This is a genomic window from Streptomyces sp. NPDC058246, from assembly GCF_042881985.1.
Lineage (GTDB): Bacteria > Actinomycetota > Actinomycetes > Streptomycetales > Streptomycetaceae > Streptomyces.
Window position 1 is genome coordinate 286,078 of sequence record NZ_JBHVWZ010000003.1, and the last position, 17,189, is coordinate 303,266.

Below are 17,189 nucleotides of genomic sequence, written 5' to 3' on the forward strand. Positions count from 1 at the left end.
GAAGAAGGCGTACGCCTGGTCGACCGGCGAGTCCGGTCAGTACACCGGCTTGTCCGGCTCGATCTGGTTGACCCAGCCGATCACGCCGCCGCCGACGTGGACCGCGTCCGAGAAGCCCGCGGACTTCAGGACGGCGAGGACCTCCGCACTGCGGACACCCGTCTTGCAGTGCAGGACGATCTTCTTGTCCTGCGGGAGGGTCTCCAGGGCGGTGCCCATGAGGAACTCGTTCTTCGGGATCAGCTTGGCGCCGGGGATCGAGACGATCTCGTACTCGTTGATCTCCCGGACATCGATGATCTCGATGTTCTCGCCGTCGTCGATCCACTCCTTGAGCTGCTTGGGAGTGATCGTCGAGCCCGCGGCCGCCTCCTGGGCCTCCTCGGAGACGACGCCGCAGAAGGCCTCGTAGTCGATGAGCTCGGTGACGGTGGGGTTCTCGCCGCAGACGGCGCAGTCGGGGTCCTTGCGGACCTTGACCTGGCGGTACTGCATCTCCAGGGCGTCGTAGATCATCAGGCGGCCGACCAGCGGCTCGCCGACGCCGGTGAGGACCTTGATCGCCTCGGTGACCTGGATGGAGCCGATGGACGCGCACAGCACGCCCAGGACGCCGCCCTCGGCGCAGGAGGGGACCATGCCCGGCGGCGGGGGCTCCGGGTAGAGGCAGCGGTAGCAGGGGCCGTGCTCGGACCAGAAGACGGAGGCCTGTCCGTCGAAGCGGTAGATCGAGCCCCACACGTACGGCTTGTTGAGGAGCACGCACGCGTCGTTGACCAGGTAGCGGGTCGCGAAGTTGTCCGTGCCGTCGACGATCAGGTCGTACTGGCTGAAGATGTCCATCACGTTCTCGGCCTCGAGCCGCTCTTCGTGAAGGATCACGTTCACGTACGGGTTGATGCCCAGCACGGAGTCGCGCGCCGACTCGGCCTTGGAGCGGCCGATGTCCGCCTGGCTGTGGATGATCTGGCGCTGCAGGTTCGACTCGTCGACCTCGTCGAACTCCACGATGCCGAGCGTGCCCACGCCCGCGGCGGCCAGGTACATCAGCGCCGGCGATCCGAGGCCGCCGGCGCCCACACAGAGCACCTTGGCGTTCTTCAGCCGCTTCTGCCCGTCCATGCCCACGTCGGGGATGATCAGGTGGCGGGAGTACCTGCGGACCTCATCTACGGTGAGCTCGGCAGCGGGCTCAACCAGGGGTGGCAGCGACACGGGGACTCCGTTGGTCGGTCAATCACTACAGTTGTTCTCCCCGTAACACTGCCACGCCCTTCTTCATTCCGAGACACCCGTTCCGATCCGCGAGACGATTTCGTCCCAGTAACCGGGCATCGTCTCCCAGGGATCGGCCCGTCCGCCCTGGTCGGTGCGGTTGGTGAAGTAGATCGTCGAGGCGCCCTGCCAGCGGGCGATGCGCAGTGCCTCGTCCAGATGGCCGCGCGGGACACTGTGGACGAAGTGGCAGAAGCGTTCGGGCGGATAGTCGGCCGTCCATTCGGCCACCTGCGACCAGCGGTAGTCGCTCCAGGGGCCGGCGAAGGTCACCAACTGATCGGCGTTCTCGGCATACCCGGGGTGAGGGTGGCCGCCATGTCCCAGCACGATGTGCGCGCCGTCGCGGAGCGCGCGCAGCGTGGTGACCGTGCGGCGGACCTCCGGGAGCGCGGCGCGCTCGGTGGGGCAGCGGTCCAGGAGGAAGCCGTCGACCAGGTACCAGTCGAGATACCGGTGGGCGTCGGAGATCAGTTCGCCGAAGCCGCGTGCGCCGTAGGTGGTGTCCAGGCGCCCGAGGACGCGGACCCCCGCGTTGCGCAGCCGTCCGGCGGCCTCCAGACAGTGCGGGTCGGGGCGCGTGCCGGGACCGTTGGCCACGTTCAGGACGACCCAGTGCAAGGGGGTGCCGGGGCGGGTGAGCTCGCCCCACTCCGCGGGAGCGACGAGGGGGTGCGCATAGCCGGGAATGCCGAAGCCGGTCCTTAAGTCCGTGCTCGCGGTGCCGGCTGCGGTGCTGGTCAGATGCGGCATGCCGCCTCCATCCAGATGTCGGCGAGGGATTCCTCGAGGTTGATCCGGGGCCGCCAGCCGAGCCGGTCGCGTGCGGTGCGCACGTCGGCCTGCTGCCAGCTGCCGCAGCCGTCCGGATAGGGGTAAGCGGCCGGGGACGCGTGGTCCGGTTCGAGGCGGGGATGGCCGATGACCGGCCTCATCGGTCCGGGTGGGCCGTCGAGTTCGTGCAGGGCGCCGCCGTAGCCGGCCACCCGGGCGAGGACGGCGGCGGCGTCTCGGAGGCGTACGGCACGGCCCGAGCCGATGTTGATCACGCCTTGCGCGGCGGAGAGCGAGGCGGCGTGGACGGCGCGGGCGACGTCGCGGACGTCGATGAAGTCGCGTTGGACGCCGAGGCCGCCGAGTTTGAGTTCACCGTCGCCGGACTGCATGGCGCGACGCAGGGCCTCGGCGAGGCGGCCGAGCGGGGATCCGGCGGGCGTGCCGGGGCCCGCGGGCGAGAAGACGCGGAGCACGACGGCGTCCAGGCCGGAGCCCAGCACCAGTTCGGTCGCGGCGAGCTTGCTGACGCCGTACGGGCCGCCCGGGCGCGGCACGGCGTCCTCGGCGGTGGAGGAGCCGGGCTGGCTGGGCCCGTACTCGGCGCCGCAACCGATCTGGACGAGCCGTGCCCCGCAGCCGCTTCGGCGCAGGGCCTCGCAGACGGTGGCGACGGCGACGGTGTTGTGCCGGGCCAGTTCGCGGGCGCCGCCGCGGGTGGCGCCCGCGCAGTTGATGACGACGCCGGGGTGCACCGCGTCGAGGAAGCGGGTGAGCGCGCCGGGGCTGCCCGAGGCGAGGTCGAACCGTACATCGGCGTCGTCGCCCCGGCCGAGTGCGGTGAGCTGCACGGCCGGATCGGCGAGCAGTCTGTCGGCGACGAATCGGCCGAGGTATCCGTTGGCTCCGATCAGCAGGACCCTCATCGGGCGGCTCCCGGGGCGGATTCTCCGGTTCGGGAGGTGATCATCTGGAGTTCTCCTTCGAGGTGATGCCGTAGGTCGGGGATGAGGGCCCGCGGTGTCGGCCCCGCGGGAGTAAGGGGCCCGTGCCAGGGGTCCTGCCCCTGGCGCCGGGTGCGGCTCGAGATGGCGGTGGGGCGCCGCGGGCCGGGGCTCGGGGCGCGGTTCACGTCTCCCCACAAGGCAGGGAGTGGGCCGAGGCCCGGGTCAGGGTGCGCGTCGCGTGGACGAGGAGGACGAGGGCGGCCGCGCCGCACGCCAGGGCCGGGACGGCGCCCGCTCCCCAGGCGTCGGCGAGGCTCTCGACGGGGGTGGCCAGGAACGAACAGCCGGGGAGGCGGCCCGCGAAGACCGTGGCGAGGGCGGTCGCCTCGGCCGCTCCCGCGACGGCGAGCACGACGGCCGGGGCGTGGGTGAAGCCGCGCGCGGTCAGTAGCCGAGCGAGCAGGAGGAGCGCGCCGAGGGAACCGGCACCGGCGTACGCGGCGGGCTCGCCCAGCGCCGTCCCGCACAGCGCGAGCAGCCCGCCGAGGGCGCACAGGAACAGCCCGAACGCCGCGAGGAGCAGGGGCTGCGCAGAGGCGGCGAACTCCTCCAGGCCACGGCTCGCGGTCAGCTTGCGGCGGGCTCGTATGGCGAAGAGCTGGGCGCACCAGGCGGCCGGAGCGCAGGCCAGGGCGAGAGCCAGCACGGGGGCGGTGGCCAGGGGCCAGGGGCCGTCGGGGCCACCGTCGAGGCCGGCGCTCAGCAGTCCGTCGCCGAGGAGGGTGTATGCGACGAGCCAGCACGTCCACGCGCGCGTGGCGGCGCTCGTGGTGCGGTGGCCGGTGCTCAGGGGGCCGCGACGGAGAGCGACGCGCAGGCCGAGCGAGACGGCGAGGGCGCCGCCCGCGGCGACCGCGAGGCGCGGCTGTCCGTCGGTGAAACGCAGCCCGACCACGGCGGCGGCGCAGAGGGCGCCCGGCAACAGGGCGAGCGCCGCCCAGTCGGCGCGCGCGCCGGGGCGCGCGGAAGTCACCGGGCGGGGTGCCGGCTCCCCGTCGCGCGGCACGCGCGCGTACATCTCCTCGGCGAGCGAGAACACGTCACGGTGCCGGAAGCGCGCGGCGGTCCGGTCGGTCACCCCGTGTGCCTCCAGGCTCGCCGCGATCTCCAACGGGTCCACGGCCCGCTCGCAGAGCTCGCGGTGTCGGTGCATCAGGGCTTTCACGGGGTCCACGGCACCCCGTCGGCCGGAGGAGCCGGAAGAACCAGAGGAGCCAGAGGAGCCAGAAGCACCGGAGGTGCCAAAAGAACCGGGGGTGGAAGAACTGGAGGTGCCGCTGGAGCCGTCGGGCAGGCGCGCGCCACCCCCAGCGCGGCCTGCACCACCAGTACGGCTTGCGCCGCCGGAGCCGCCGGAGCCGCATGCGCGGCCCGCGCCGCCTCCCCGGTATCCCCTTTCTCCCTCGCCGAACGAATCACCCTCGCCGCCGTACGAGCCACGCGCGTCACCCGTACCAACCGCGCCGCCCACATCACCCGCGCCGGCGCGCACGCCGCCCGTTTCGGCGCTCGCCTCTCGGTACGTGGCCCCGGGCCCACTGAAGCTGTCGTACCCCTCCGGCGCCTCCCCTTCGGACACGCCGTGCGCCTGTACGTCCATCTCCCCGACCCCCGTCACAAGCCACTCGTCCGACCGCTCGTCCCAGGCGCCAGGGCTGCTGGGTCTCCCCGGCCGGTCCAGTTCTCCGAGTTCGCTCATCACGCGCCCTCCCCCGCGGGAACGGAAAGCGTGGCCCGTACGGGCGCCCCGGCCGCCCAGCGCGGACGGCCCGTGGCCATGAGACGGGTCTCGGTCCAGCGACCGGGTACATGGGCCTCCGCTGGGACTCCGAAGGGCAACGGCTCCCCCTCGTCGTCGACGACCACCCGCCGTACCGGAGAGTGCGAGACGATCTCCAGGTAAATGCCGTGAAATGCCGCGATGTTCTGCTCGACGGTGAAGAGTTCGAGGGCGCGTGCGCGGGAGGCCGCGCCCAGGCGCTCACGGCGCTCGGGGTCGCGCAGCAGCGCCACGCACGCCTCGGCGAGCGCCCGCGGATTGCGCGGCGGTACGACAAGGCCCGTACCGCCGATGACTTCGACGACCGCGCCCACGTCCGTGGAGACGGTGGCGCGGCCGCAGAACATGGCCTCCACGAGACTGATCGGGAAGCCCTCGACGACGCTGGACAGGACGATCACCGCTCCGGAGGCGTACGCCTCCGCGAGGCTCGGGACCTCGGGGCCGCCGATCTCCTCGAAGGACACCGGGTTGTCCCCGACCGCGTGCACGCCCTCCGCCTCGTCGGGAAAGAGTTGGGCGGCCAGTGCCTTGCAGTGGGCGAGATAGGTCGCGCCCTCCGGGCCGTCTGCGGGCGCGCCGATGATCCGCAGCCGGGTCTTCGGTTCGTCCTTGCGGATCTCCGCGAAGGAGTGCAGCAGCGAGATCAGGTCCTTGGCCGGTTCGATGCGTCCGACCCACACGAGCGTGTCCGGGTCCGCGCACCCGCTGCCCTCGGCGCTCTCCCCCACCTCCGCGAAACGGGACGCCTCCATGCCGGGGTAGACGGTGCGCAGCTTGGCGCGGTCGGCGCCGCAGCGCTCCTGCCAGCGGCGGGCGTGTGTGTTGCCGGGTGTGATGAGCGCGGCCGCGCGGTAGACCTCGGAGGCGAGCCTGCCGTGGAAGGCGGCGAGCAGCGCCCGTACGGCGGGAGCCTCCTCGATGGACGCGGACGCCAGGTAGTGCGCCCGCAGCTGTACGCCGTACTCCGTGACCAGCAGCGGGACCCCGGAGAAGTGCCGGGCGAGCAGGCCGGGCAGCGCCGCCGCGCCGCCGGCCGCGGCGTGGCACAGGTCGACCGAGTCGAGGCCGTCGTCCTCGTACCAGTCCAGGGAGAGGGGACGCAGCGCGCGCTCGACGTGGGCGGCGACGGCGAGCAGGTCGGGTACGCGCGCGGTACGGGCGGCACGGAGTGCGCCCGGCGCGCGGCAGGCGCGTTCGAGGGCGCGCACGGCGCCCTCGGAGCGCAGCGCGCCGACCAGGCCGCCCTCGTCCCGGGCGAGTTCGGCGAGCCCGTACAGCGCACTGCCGAAACGGTCCGCCTCAACACCGTCGGAGGCCGCCGCACCCTCACGGGCCCCGGGACCCCCCATGGCCCCCGAACCGCCGGAAGTCCCCGCGCCGCCGGCAGTCCCCGACCCGCCGGAAGCACTCGCGCCGCCGTCGCGGCCGCCGGGCCCCTCGCACATCGCCGCGGCCAGTTCCCCGTACGCGTCCGCGAACCGTCGCCGGGCTCTCCGGCCGTACACCACGCCGTCGTCACCGGCCGTCCACAGCGGTGCCGTCCGTACCCGGCTGACCTGGGGTGGCAGCTGGATCCAGCCCTCGTCCTCCTGCCGCTGGCTGCGGCTGAGCGCGTAGATGTCGAACTCGTGCTGCCCAAGCCCGCGCACGAGCCGGTCGCACCAGAGTCTGGCGTCACCGCTCACATACGGATAGCCACCCTCTGTAAGCAGTCCGATGCGCACGAGTACACCCCCGATCTCCCGTATGGGGAGCCGCCGTTGACCCGGCGGCTCGCAGCGGGACGAACGTATGCGGACAAGGCGGTGGCGCGACGGACGGTTGTCCATCACGCCACCAAAAGGGGTGAACGCTCGTAACTTTCCCGCGCAGGTCGCGTTCTGTCGCGCTAAGGGATCAAGCAGTTACGTTTCGTTAGGCTCTGGGCATCCGTAGGCCGGGGCTGTCCGTAGGCCGGGGCTTTCATGGCCCCGGCCTACCGGCGTACCCGCACCGCTCACACCGCGGCCAGCTCCCGCCGGGCGGTTCGGCGCTGTGCCGCGACCTTCGGGTCGAGCGCGGGTACGGCGGCCAGCAGCTGCTTCGTGTAGGGATCCCGGGGGGATTCGTACACCTCGTCCGCGGGTCCGTACTCGACGATCCGGCCACGGCGCATCACGGCCACCCGGTCGCTGACCTGGCGTACGACCGCGAGATCGTGCGCCACGAACACCAGCGCCAGGCCGAGTTCCCGCTGCAACTCGCCGAGCAGGGCGACCACCTGGGCCTGGGTGGTGACGTCGAGCGCGGAGACCGGCTCGTCGCATACGATGACGCGCGGTTCCGCGGCGAGCGCCCGCGCGATGCCGACGCGTTGGCGCTGTCCGCCGCTGAACTCGTGCGGGTAGCGGTCGTAGTGCGCCGCTTCGAGCCCCACGCGCTCCAGCAACTCCCGTACGCGCCCCCGAACGCGCCTCTCGTCCCGTTCCCCGCGCGCCCGCAGCGGGTCGGCGATGGACTCGCCCACGCTCCGGCGGGGGTTGAGGGAGGAGACCGGGTCCTGGAAGACCATCTGCACGGAGGGGCTCACGCCGGAGTGCGCGCGCCCTTCGTACCGGACCGCGCCGGTCGTGGGCTCCGTGAGCCCCACGAGCATCCGGCCCAGTGTCGTCTTCCCGCTGCCGCTCTCACCCACGATGCCGAGGGTCTCGCCGCGGTGAATCGCCAGTGACACGTCGTCGACGGCCGCGATCCGCCGCTTGCCACGGCCGAATTCGCGGCAAAGGCCTACCGCTTCGAGGACGACCTCCTCCGACCCGGATCCAGCGGTGGTACGCGCCGCGTTCACGCGCGGCACCGCACCCAGCAGTTTCTGCGTGTACGTCTCCCGGGGCGCCCCGAGGACCGCGCCTACCGGTCCGTGCTCGACCGCGCGGCCGTGGCGCATGACGAGGATCTCGTCCACGCTCTCCGCGGCGACTCCGACGTCGTGGGTGACCAGCAGCAGGCCCATCCCGGTCTCCTCGCGCAGGGTGTGCAGCAGGTCGAGGATCTGGGCCTGGACGGTCACGTCGAGGGCGGTGGTCGGCTCGTCGGCGATCAGCAGGTCGGGTTCGCAGGCCAGGGCCATGGCGATGAGGGCGCGTTGGCGCATGCCGCCGCTGAACTCGTGCGGGCGCGCGCGGGACTTGCGTACCGCATCGGGAATCCCGACGCGGTCGAGTACCTCGACGGCACGCGCGCGTGCCGCTCGCCGGGACGCCCTCACATGCACCCGGTAGGCCTCGGCGATCTGGTCGCCGACCGCGTAGTACGGGTCGAGGGACGACAGCGGGTCCTGGAAGACCATGGCAGCCTTTCCGCCGCGCAGCCGCCGCAGTTCGTCGTCGGACGCCGTCTGTACGTCCACGCCGGCCACCCGCACCGCACCACCCACGCGCGCTCCGGTGCCCCGGTGCAGGGCCAGCAGGGCGGACGCCACGGTGGACTTGCCGGAGCCGGACTCGCCGACCAGACCGAGCGCGGCGCCCTTCTCCAGCCGGAAGGAGAGGCCGTCGACGGCGCGCAGGTCGCCGAACTCGACCGACAGATCCGTCACTTCGACCAGACTCATGCGAGCACCACCCGTCGGTCGGCCACCGCGTACAGCACGTCCGCGACGGCGTTGGCGAGGACCACGAAGAAGCCGATGACCAGCACCATGCCGACGACCACCGGCAGGTCGACGACGTTCACCGCGTGCACCAGTTCCTGTCCGATGCCGGGCAGTCCGAAGAGCGTCTCGGTGAGCACCGCGCCGCCGACGGCCGAGCCGACGTTGTTGGCGTTCAGTGCGATGACCGGCGCGAGCGCCCCGCGCAACGCGTGCCGGCGGATGATCGCCCGCTCGCCGACGCCGTACGCCCGGAAGGTCCGGATGTGATCCTCGGCGAGCGTCTCCAGCATGGACGCCCTGGTCAGCCGGGCGAACGCGGCGGCCTCGACGAGGGCGAGCGACAGCCAGGGCAGCAGCAGGTTCCAGGCCCACTGCTCGGGGTCGTCGGTGAACTTGACGTACTGCGGGAACGGCAGCAGTTGCAGCTGTCCGCAGACGATGATCATCAGGATCAGGCCGATCACGAAGACGGGAGTGGCCACGCCCGTGAGCGTGATGCCGGTCAGCAGGCGCTCGCTCAACCGGCCGCGCCGCCATGCGGAGAGCACGCCGGTGCCGACACCGAGGATCAGCCACAGCACCATCGAGCCGAGCACCAGCGACAGGCTGACCGGCAGCTTCGTCAGGATCAGCTGGGTGACCTGCTGGTCGGTCTGGTACGACAGCCCGAGGCAGGGCGCCGAGCAGTGCTCCGTCGACGTACCCGTGGAGTAGTCCTGACCGACGAGGATGCCCTGGAAGAAGTGCCAGTAGCGCACGTACAGCGGGTCGTCGAGGTGCAGTTGCTGGGCGACCTGGTGGACCTGGACGGGCGAGCAGCGCGGGCCGCAGGTGATCTGAGCGACGTTGCCGGGAGTGGCGTAGAAGACGAGGTAGACGATCACCGAGATGGCGAAGAGGGTGACGACGGTGCCGAGGGCGCGGCGCAGCACGAAGCCGGCGAAGCCGTTCATCCCTTGACCTCCTTCGTCGCGCTCGCGTCCACAGCCGACGCGCCGGGACCGGCGCCCGCGTCCACCGCCGTCACTCCGGCGCCCGCTCCCCCGCCCGCGCCCGCGCTGGCGCCCGCTCCCGCGCCAGCGCTCGCGTCCGCCTTCGTCTCGCGCCTGCGCCCCGTGCCGACGCGCAGGCGCGAGGCCGCGCGCGGGTCGAGTGCGGTACGCACGCCGTCGCCGAGGACGGTCAGGGCGAGGACGGTGACGAACAGCGCACCCGCGGGCAGCAGCAGGTACTGCGGCGCCGCCTGGTACCAGACGTCGGCGGCGGTGAGCATCTGTCCCCAGGACGGCGTCGGCGGCTTCACACCGACCCCGAGGAACGACAGGGCGGCCTCGATGCTGATGTTCTGCGGCACGAGGAGGGCGGAGTAGGTGATGACGGGCGCGGCAAGGCCGGGCAGCAGCTCGCGGCGGGCGATGCGCCAGATGCCCCAGCCGCTGAGCCGGGCGGCGGAGACGTAGTCGAGCCCCTTCAGGGTGAGCGTCTGGGCGCGCACGATCTTCGCGATGTTGCCCCAGGCGATCAGGCCGATGACCATGGCGACCAGAACGGGCCGCGGAAAGCTGCTGGGCACGATGGCAAGCAGCGCCAAAGACATGATCATCAGCGGCATCGCGACGATGATGTCGGTGGCACGGCTCAACAGTTGATCAACCCATCGGTTGCCCAGCCCGGCCGCGACACCGACGACGAACCCGATGAAGACCTGCACCAGCGTCGCCGCCAGCGCGACACCCAGGGAGACCCGGGCGCCGTACACAAGGCGTGCGAAGAGGTCGCGCCCGGTCTGCGGTTCGACGCCGAGCCAGTGATCGCCACTGATGCCGCCGAGCGATCCCACGGGGACGCCGCCACGCGCCGAGTGGATCAACGAGGGGTGGTACGTGGTCGGGTCCTGGCCCTCGATCGCCGTGAGCAGCGGTGCGGCGAGCGCGATCAGGACGAGCAGTGCGACGATCCCCGCCGCGACGAGGGCGGCGCGCTGCGCACGCAGCCGCCGCCAGAACTGACGAGCCCCCGAGGCCCCCGGGACGGATGTGTCCGTCCCGGGGGCCTGGGAGGCGACAAGTGCCTCACTCACGGGGCTACTTCACCGCGACCTGGGAGATGTCCAGCACGCCGGTCCAGTCGCTGATCACGACGTTCTTGACCGCGCTGCCGTACAGCCGCTTGTAGACGGGGTGGAACAGCGGGACGGTCAGGGCCTGCTCGCCGATCTTCTTGTCCAGTGCACCCCAGCGCTGGGCAGCCTCGTCAAGATTCGTCAACTTGTTGATCGCGTCAATCTCGTCATTGACGGACTTGTCGTTGAGGAGGCCGGTGTTGAAGTTGGCGCCGCCCTTGACGATCTGCCGGCCGTCGAAGATCGGGGCCAGGAAAGGACCACCGGAGGGCCAGTCGGCGCCCCAGTGGGCGAGGAAGAAGCCAGGCTCGGTCTTGACGCTGTGGATCTTGTCCTTGTAGTCGTTGATCTCCAGACCCTGGAGCTTGACGGTGAACCCGGCCTTCTTGAGCGCGTCCTGGATGGCGGTCGCGATCTCCGGGCTGGTCTCGAAGTCCTTTTCGTTGGAGTGGGTGAGCGTGATGGTGAGCCCGTTCGGGTAACCGGCCTCCTTCAGCAGCTCCTTGGCCTTGGCCGGGTTGCCGGACTTACCCGCCGGGAAGTGGTCGTACGGCGTGTAGCCGAAGGACTTCTGGTTCGGCAGGTAGGTGGTCGCGGCCTCGGCCAGCGACGAGCCGCCGGCTGCGTTGATCACGGACGTGCGGTCGATGGCGTACGAGATCGCCTGCCGCACCTTCGGATTGTCGAACGGCTTCACCTTCGGGTTGAAGGCGATGTAGTCGGTGTAGCCGAAGTGGCCGGTGCCGACGCGTGAGGCCAGTTCCTTGTCGCCCGTCACCTTGGCGAGTTCGGCGGGCCCGAGGTTGGTGTCCGTCGTGACGGCGGCGGCGTCCGCTCCCTGGGACGCGGAGAGCCGCTGGTTGATCACCGACGAGTCCAGACCCGACCGTACATCGATCTTGTCCGGGTAGGCCTTGCGCTCGGCGTCGGTCGACGCGGACCAGTACGTGTTGCGCTCCAGGGTGAGCCGCTCGCCGTCGTTCTCGTTCTTGACGACCTTGTACGGGCCCGAGGAGATCGGGTGCTCCTCGTACTTGGTGCCCTTGTCCTTGGCCTTCGGGACGGGCGCGAACTGCGTCTGCGTGGCGAGGTAGGGGAACTCACCCTCGGGCTTGTTCAGGTGGAAGACGATGGTCAGGTCGTCCGGGGTCTCGATCGAGTCGAGGCCCTTCTTGTCCTTGTAGGGCCCCTGGTAGTCGGCGCCGCCGATCAGCCAGTCCCTCAGGTAGGGGGCACCGCCGGAGAGTTCGGCCGCGAAGGAGCGCTCGATGCCGTACTTGATGTCGGCGGAGGTGATCGGCGTGCCGTCCTCGTACTTCAGGCCCTTCTTCAGGGTGTACGTCCACACGGTCGCGTCCTTGCTGGGGCGGCCGGTGTCCGTGGCGAGGTCGGGGACGACCTTGGCGCCCGCGGCCCCGTCCTCGCGGTTGCGCGTGGTGAGCGTACGGAAGACGAGCGAGGGGACGTTGCCGCCGCCGGAGGTGTAGAGGCGCGCCGGGTCGAAGTCCTCCAGCGGGCTGGAGTTCAGGACGGTGAGCGCGCCGCCCTTCCGCGGCTTGGAGTCGCCACCGGAGCTCTTGGCATCGTTGTCCTTCGGCCCGCAGGCGGCGGCACCCGCTGCCACGACCAGGCTGACGGACACCGCGGCCACGCGGCGCGCTATGAGGGACGGTTGACGCATCGGAAGACGACCTCTCGGATGGTGAGACGGATTGACGCAGAGTGAGACGACGAAGAAAAGAGTTCACCCAAGGCGTCAGGCGTCGGCATCCGACCGGACCGGAAGAGGCACGGGCGCACGGACGGAATGGTCACGGGCGCACGACAACAAAACGGGAGGAAAGCGACGCACTCGCCAGGGGCGGGCGTCAGCGACAGTGAATGTCGGCCACGCAGAGCGCGGTCACGCCGATGAGCGCCAGCTCAATGGCGGCGCGAGCGGAGACGTGACGAGGCGACATGCGGAGAAATATGAACGAACTTTTGCCGCATGTCAACGTGACCTGTGGGGACCCTGTCAACTCTCGGGATACGGCCAGGGGTTGGCCCGGCAGTGGATCCCGTCGTGGTCGAGGAACTTGGTCTGCTGCTGCATGACGGGGGCGAGTTCGCCGTCCTTGTCGCAGGTGACGTGCCCGTATCCGAGCCGGTGGCCGACCTCGTGGTTGATCAACATCTGCCGGTACGCGTGAATTCTGTCACCGTAGGTCGTGGAGCCCTGCGCCCAGCGGTACGCGTTGATCATGACGCGATCGGTCGACGCCGAGTCGCACGACACGTTGTCCTCTGTCGTGTCGAGCCCCGACTTGGCACACCATGTGGCGGTGGTGCCCGGGGTCGCCAGCGTGATCACGAAGTCGGGCTTCCCGGACGAGATCCGCTCGAAGGTACGGCCGCCGTTGTGGGCCCAGCTCCGGTCGTCGTTCAGGGTCTTCTGCACGGCCTGCGCGAAGAGCTGCGCGTCGAGCCCCATCCCCTGCTCCACGTCGACGCGGTAGGTGTACTTGCGTCCCTTGCCCGGCGCCTTGTCGAAGCCGAGCACCGCGTCGAACTTCCCCGACCCGGCGAGCGTCGCGCCGAGGGCGTACCGCTTGCCCATCTTCTGGTCGTACGTCAGTGTCGTCGCGGTCGTCGCGGTGGGGGTCCCCGACTGGGCCGGCCGGCCGTCTCCGCGCGAGGCGGAGTCGTGGGTCTCGCGACCACTGCCGCCTGCCGACCGCGCGCTCGCGTCGGCGTCCTGCCGTCCGGTGACGACCTGCCCGGCCACGACGACGGCCAGCACCGTGGTCACGGCTGCCGCCGCGATCCCGGTGAACGCCCGCCCCTTGCCGCCCTTGCCCTTCGCCGGCTCCTCGCTCTCCGGCAACGGCGTCTCGTCGGTCCCCGGGGCGACGCGTTCGCGATGCGGTGCGGTGCCGCCGGGCGCGGTGCCGCGAGGCGCGAAGACGTCGTCGTCCTCGTCGAGGTCGAAGGCGTCGACATAGGCCTGCCGGGGGCCGCCCTGCGCGGGCTCCCGCCGCTGCCGCGGGATCCGGGGCCCGGGAGGCACGGGTGCACCCGCAGGCGCGCCCTGCGGCACACCACCGGACCTCGACTCACCCCAGCCACCGCCCGCTTCACGCTGCTCGGGGTGCCCACCGCGCACCCGGGGAACACCGCCGACAGGAGTCCCGTCAGGAAAGCGCGGCACACCGCCGGCAGGCGTCCCGTCAGGAAAGCGCGGCACACCGCCAGCAGGCGTGCCGTCAGCAAAACGCGGCACACCATGCGCCGGAGTCCCCTCAGCCATACGCGGGATACCGTGCGCCGGAGTCCCATCGGGATAGCGCGGCACCCCCCGAGGCGGAGTCACGCCCGCCGGCGGATACGGACCCAGGGCGCCGGGAGGCGGAGTCGCCCCCCGGTGAACGAAGCCGGGGCCAGAACCCGCCCCCGGTACAGGACCGGAGCCCCCACCCAGTACGGGACCGGAGCCCCCACCCGGTACGCGGCCAGAACCCGCCCCCGGCACGGGGCCGGGGCCCCTGCCCGGCGCCGGGATCCTCACTTCTTCCGGTTCCGGCACCGCACTCGGTGCCGGAACCACGGGTATCTCCGAGGTGTCGGTCTTGCCGGCCCGCCCCCGACGGCTGTGTCGTCCCACGCCCCGCCTCAGCTCCCCGCGCCCGTGGCGGTGGCCGGCGACGTCAACCCGTCCGTGTCCGCGAGGAGTTCGCGGAACGCCGTAGCCACCGTCTCCGGGTACTCCATCATCGCGACATGCCCCGCCTCCGGCAGCGAGAGCAGCCGGCAGTCGCGGAAGGCGCGGACCGCACGCTGGGCCATGCGGTAGCCGACGAGCTGGTCGCGGCCGCCGTAGACGAGGAGCGTCGGCGCGAGCACCCGCTCGGCCTGACGCCACAGCCCGTGCTGGCCGCCCAGCGTGTACGCGTTCACGAGACCGCGCGCGGAACGCGTCATGGCGTCCCAGAAGTAAGGAAGGGCGAGCCGTCGCTCCATCTCCTCGACCGCCTCGCGGAACCCGTCGGGCGTCACCATGCCGGGATCGCCGTAACAGAGCGCCATGACGCCACGGACGCGCTGCTCGGCGTTCCAGTCCTTGGTGAGCCTGGTGAACAGCCGTGCCACACCGGGCACCGAGAGCAGCGCGGTCGGCCACGCGGTGCGCTGCGCCCGGAGCTCCGGCAGCGCGGGCGAGATCAGCGTGAGCGTGCGGACGAGATCCGGTCGTACGGCCGCGACACGCGTCGAGACGGCTCCACCGAGCGAGTTCCCGAACAGGTGTACGGGACCGCGCTCGGCCGCGTCGAGATAACGGATGACCGCGCGCGCGTGGCCCGTGACCGAGTAGTTGCCGTCGTCCGGCGGTGGCGAGTCCCCGAAGCCCGGCAGGTCGAGGGCCTCGCTGTCCACGAGACCGTCGAGCAGCGACATCAGCGCCGACCAGTTCTGTGAAGAACCGCCCAGGCCATGCACGTACAAGGCGGGCGGCACTCCCTCACGCGCGGGCGGTCTCGATCGCACGGTCAGCGTGACCCCCGGCAGTCCGACCGATCGCAGCCGCTCCCCCGGCGCGACCCGGACGGTCCCGACCCTGGGCGTGACGGTGGAGGCCAGCGCGGAGGGCAGCTCGGTCGAAGACATGCGGCAATGTTACGAGACGATCACGCAGTGGTTCATGTGTTCGCGGTCACAGATGGTACGCGGATGGCATAGCGCCGCGATCGGGTGTCTCCTAGGCTTCAAACGAGGGCACTCGGTACGTACCCAGGAGCACTCGGTACGTACAAGAGGGGCGCTCTCGTAACCCTCGGGAAGAGGAACCATGACAGTCGACCCGGCAGACCCCGAGACCTTCGACGACCAGTTCCGGGAAATCCTCGACACGGAGGCCCCGGAGGCCGATGCCGCCGAGCAGTTCACCGAACTGGACCCCGCGGAGGACGTCGACCCGGAACCCCCCGGCGACCCCCTCAACGCCAATGAGGCGGACCTCGCCGAGCAGGCCAGGGTCGTACGACTGAACGAGGACGACTACAGGTGACGGGACGCCGCTGATCAGGGCCGTCGGACGGCATGGCGTCCGCCTCGCCCCTATTCGGCACGCTTCGCGCCGCTATCGCCCGCGTCCGGTCCGTGAAATTCTGCGCTCGCACCGCGCACACCAGGGTTACCGAAAAGTACGATGGCCGCGCGGCGCACACCGCATGTGGACAATTTTGGGAGGCGGCGTGACAGCCATCGAGCAGACAGAGGCGGCACGCCCGCGGGGCACTCGCCTGCCGCGCCGTGCCCGACGCAACCAGCTCCTCGGCGCCGCCCAGGAAGTATTCGTTGCGCAGGGGTATCACTCGGCCGCCATGGACGACATCGCCGAGCGCGCGGGCGTCAGCAAGCCGGTCCTCTACCAGCACTTCCCGGGCAAGCTCGACCTGTACCTCGCCCTGCTCGACCAGCACTGCGAGTCCCTGCTGCAGTCCGTTCGTACGGCGCTCGCGTCGACCACGGACAACAAGCTGCGCGTCCGCGCGACGATGGACGCCTACTTCGCGTACGTCGAGGACGACGGCGGCGCCTTCCGGCTGGTCTTCGAGTCGGACCTGACCAACGAGCCCGCGGTCCGCGAGCGCGTCGACAAGGTGACGCACGAGTGCGCGGAGGCGATCTGCGAGGTGATCGCGGAGGACACCGGTCTCTCGCGCGCCGAATCGATGCTCCTCGCCTCCGGCCTCGGCGGCCTCGCCCAGGTGGTGGCCCGCTCCTGGCTGCACAGCGACCGCAGCGTCCCACGCGACCAGGCGGTCCAGCTGCTGACCTCACTGGCCTGGCGCGGCATCGCCGGCTTCCCGCTGCACGGCACCGATCACCACTGACGTACGACCGATCACCATTGGCGTACGACCGATCACCACTGACGTACAAGGGTCACGTCACCACTGCCGTACAGGGTCACGTCACCGAGACGTACGAGGGTCGCGCCACGGACGTACCGCTGACCGCCACTTTGTTCCCACCCATTGTTCGCTCCTGGCGTTCTCGGGCGGAGCGTGTACGTCCCCTCACCGGGCTAATGTGTGCTGCGTACGGCGCGGAAACACGCGCACATCACTGACCGTCGGAGGGACAAAGCCGTGGAGGTCAAGATCGGCGTGCAGCACGCGCCCCGCGAGATCGTTCTGGAGAGCGGTCAGACCCCGGAAGAGGTCGAGCGCGCGGTGTCCGAGGCGCTGGCCGGCAAGTCGCAGCTGCTCAGCCTCGTGGACGACCACGGCCGCAAGGTCCTGGTTCCGGCCGACCGCCTGGCGTACGTGGAGCTCGGCGAGCCCACGCAGCGCAAGGTGGGATTCAGCGCGCTGTAGAGCGGCTGTGCGGTGCGGTGCGGCTGCTGCAGGGCGATCGCTGTGAAGCGATTGCCGTGAAGACAGCGGAAGGGGCCCGGTGGCACTGCCACCGGGCCCCTTCGCATGCTCGGCCGCACGCACCCGGCGTACACAGCCACACGCCCCCGCCGCACGCAGCCGCACGCCCCCGCGGTACACAGCCGCACGCCCCCGTCGTACGACGTACGCAGCCGCCCCCCGTACACAGATGGAC

General features: G+C 71.0%; 15 protein-coding genes. 3 read left to right on the forward strand and 12 right to left on the reverse strand.

What is annotated here, in order from left to right:
* Nucleotides 1-36 precede the first annotated feature (36 nt).
* The 12 genes from moeZ to ACFVXA_RS06320 all read right to left on the reverse strand — a co-directional run bounded on the left by moeZ (nucleotide 37) and on the right by ACFVXA_RS06320 (nucleotide 15,239).
* A complete protein-coding gene (moeZ, locus tag ACFVXA_RS06265) occupies nucleotides 37-1,215 on the reverse strand; it encodes an adenylyltransferase/sulfurtransferase MoeZ (protein ID WP_362032983.1) in 1,179 nt (392 codons plus the stop codon).
* A gap of 63 nt (nucleotides 1,216-1,278) precedes the next feature.
* Nucleotides 1,279-2,028: a spherulation-specific family 4 protein gene (locus ACFVXA_RS06270; protein WP_389513270.1), complete on the reverse strand. Its 750-nt coding sequence runs from the start codon at nucleotides 2,026-2,028 to the stop codon at nucleotides 1,279-1,281.
* Nucleotides 2,016-2,975, reverse strand: coding sequence for an NAD-dependent epimerase/dehydratase (locus tag ACFVXA_RS06275; RefSeq protein WP_362032989.1), 960 nt, complete (start codon nucleotides 2,973-2,975; stop codon nucleotides 2,016-2,018). Before ACFVXA_RS06275 ends, ACFVXA_RS06270 begins: the two co-directional genes overlap by 13 nt.
* A 202-nt stretch (nucleotides 2,976-3,177) precedes the next feature.
* A complete protein-coding gene (locus ACFVXA_RS06280) occupies nucleotides 3,178-4,209 on the reverse strand; it encodes a hypothetical protein (RefSeq protein ID WP_390024111.1) in 1,032 nt (343 codons plus the stop codon).
* Between the two features lie 545 nt (nucleotides 4,210-4,754).
* Nucleotides 4,755-6,563: a DUF3492 domain-containing protein gene (locus tag ACFVXA_RS06285; protein WP_389939511.1), complete on the reverse strand. Its 1,809-nt coding sequence runs from the start codon at nucleotides 6,561-6,563 to the stop codon at nucleotides 4,755-4,757.
* Nucleotides 6,564-6,835: 272 nt separating this feature from the next.
* A complete protein-coding gene (locus tag ACFVXA_RS06290; RefSeq protein ID WP_390023990.1) occupies nucleotides 6,836-8,431 on the reverse strand; it encodes a dipeptide ABC transporter ATP-binding protein in 1,596 nt (531 codons plus the stop codon).
* On the reverse strand, nucleotides 8,428-9,426 hold the full coding sequence (locus tag ACFVXA_RS06295; protein WP_384402105.1) for an ABC transporter permease: 999 nt from the start codon (nucleotides 9,424-9,426) through the stop codon (nucleotides 8,428-8,430). Before ACFVXA_RS06295 ends, ACFVXA_RS06290 begins: the two co-directional genes overlap by 4 nt.
* A complete protein-coding gene (locus tag ACFVXA_RS06300; protein WP_390023992.1) occupies nucleotides 9,423-10,553 on the reverse strand; it encodes an ABC transporter permease in 1,131 nt (376 codons plus the stop codon). The genes ACFVXA_RS06295 and ACFVXA_RS06300 overlap by 4 nt, the downstream gene beginning before the upstream one ends.
* A gap of 4 nt (nucleotides 10,554-10,557) precedes the next feature.
* Nucleotides 10,558-12,276, reverse strand: coding sequence for an ABC transporter substrate-binding protein (locus ACFVXA_RS06305; RefSeq protein WP_390023994.1), 1,719 nt, complete (start codon nucleotides 12,274-12,276; stop codon nucleotides 10,558-10,560).
* A gap of 187 nt (nucleotides 12,277-12,463) precedes the next feature.
* Nucleotides 12,464-12,556, reverse strand: a complete 93-nt coding sequence (locus tag ACFVXA_RS06310; RefSeq protein ID WP_324608112.1) for an Ms4533A family Cys-rich leader peptide — start codon at nucleotides 12,554-12,556, stop codon at nucleotides 12,464-12,466.
* 56 nt (nucleotides 12,557-12,612) lie between these two features.
* Entirely contained in the window at nucleotides 12,613-14,238 is a 1,626-nt protein-coding gene (locus ACFVXA_RS06315) for a DUF3152 domain-containing protein (RefSeq protein ID WP_390023996.1), read from the reverse strand.
* 8 nt (nucleotides 14,239-14,246) lie between these two features.
* On the reverse strand, nucleotides 14,247-15,239 hold the full coding sequence (locus ACFVXA_RS06320) for an alpha/beta fold hydrolase (protein WP_390023998.1): 993 nt from the start codon (nucleotides 15,237-15,239) through the stop codon (nucleotides 14,247-14,249).
* Between the two features lie 181 nt (nucleotides 15,240-15,420).
* Between ACFVXA_RS06320 and ACFVXA_RS06325 the strand changes: the two genes are divergently transcribed.
* The 3 genes from ACFVXA_RS06325 to ACFVXA_RS06335 all read left to right on the forward strand — a co-directional run bounded on the left by ACFVXA_RS06325 (nucleotide 15,421) and on the right by ACFVXA_RS06335 (nucleotide 16,954).
* Nucleotides 15,421-15,639: a hypothetical protein gene (locus ACFVXA_RS06325; RefSeq protein WP_362031945.1), complete on the forward strand. Its 219-nt coding sequence runs from the start codon at nucleotides 15,421-15,423 to the stop codon at nucleotides 15,637-15,639.
* A 187-nt stretch (nucleotides 15,640-15,826) separates the two neighbouring features.
* A complete protein-coding gene (locus ACFVXA_RS06330) occupies nucleotides 15,827-16,468 on the forward strand; it encodes a TetR/AcrR family transcriptional regulator (protein ID WP_362031943.1) in 642 nt (213 codons plus the stop codon).
* Nucleotides 16,469-16,726: 258 nt separating this feature from the next.
* A complete protein-coding gene (locus ACFVXA_RS06335) occupies nucleotides 16,727-16,954 on the forward strand; it encodes a DUF3107 domain-containing protein (protein WP_028801993.1) in 228 nt (75 codons plus the stop codon).
* Nucleotides 16,955-17,189 lie beyond the last annotated feature (235 nt).

Coding starts and splice junctions, on each gene's coding strand:
- ACFVXA_RS06270 (WP_389513270.1), bottom strand. CDS start 2,028: ATGCCGCATCTGACCAGCACCGCAGCCGGCACCGCGAGCACGGACTTA.
- ACFVXA_RS06275 (WP_362032989.1), bottom strand. CDS start 2,975: ATGAGGGTCCTGCTGATCGGAGCCAACGGATACCTCGGCCGATTCGTC.
- ACFVXA_RS06280 (WP_390024111.1), bottom strand. CDS start 4,209: ATGCACCGACACCGCGAGCTCTGCGAGCGGGCCGTGGACCCGTTGGAG.
- ACFVXA_RS06290 (WP_390023990.1), bottom strand. CDS start 8,431: ATGAGTCTGGTCGAAGTGACGGATCTGTCGGTCGAGTTCGGCGACCTG.
- ACFVXA_RS06295 (WP_384402105.1), bottom strand. CDS start 9,426: ATGAACGGCTTCGCCGGCTTCGTGCTGCGCCGCGCCCTCGGCACCGTC.
- ACFVXA_RS06305 (WP_390023994.1), bottom strand. CDS start 12,276: ATGCGTCAACCGTCCCTCATAGCGCGCCGCGTGGCCGCGGTGTCCGTC.
- ACFVXA_RS06310 (WP_324608112.1), bottom strand. CDS start 12,556: ATGTCGCCTCGTCACGTCTCCGCTCGCGCCGCCATTGAGCTGGCGCTC.
- ACFVXA_RS06320 (WP_390023998.1), bottom strand. CDS start 15,239: ATGTCTTCGACCGAGCTGCCCTCCGCGCTGGCCTCCACCGTCACGCCC.
- ACFVXA_RS06325 (WP_362031945.1), top strand. CDS start 15,421: ATGACAGTCGACCCGGCAGACCCCGAGACCTTCGACGACCAGTTCCGG.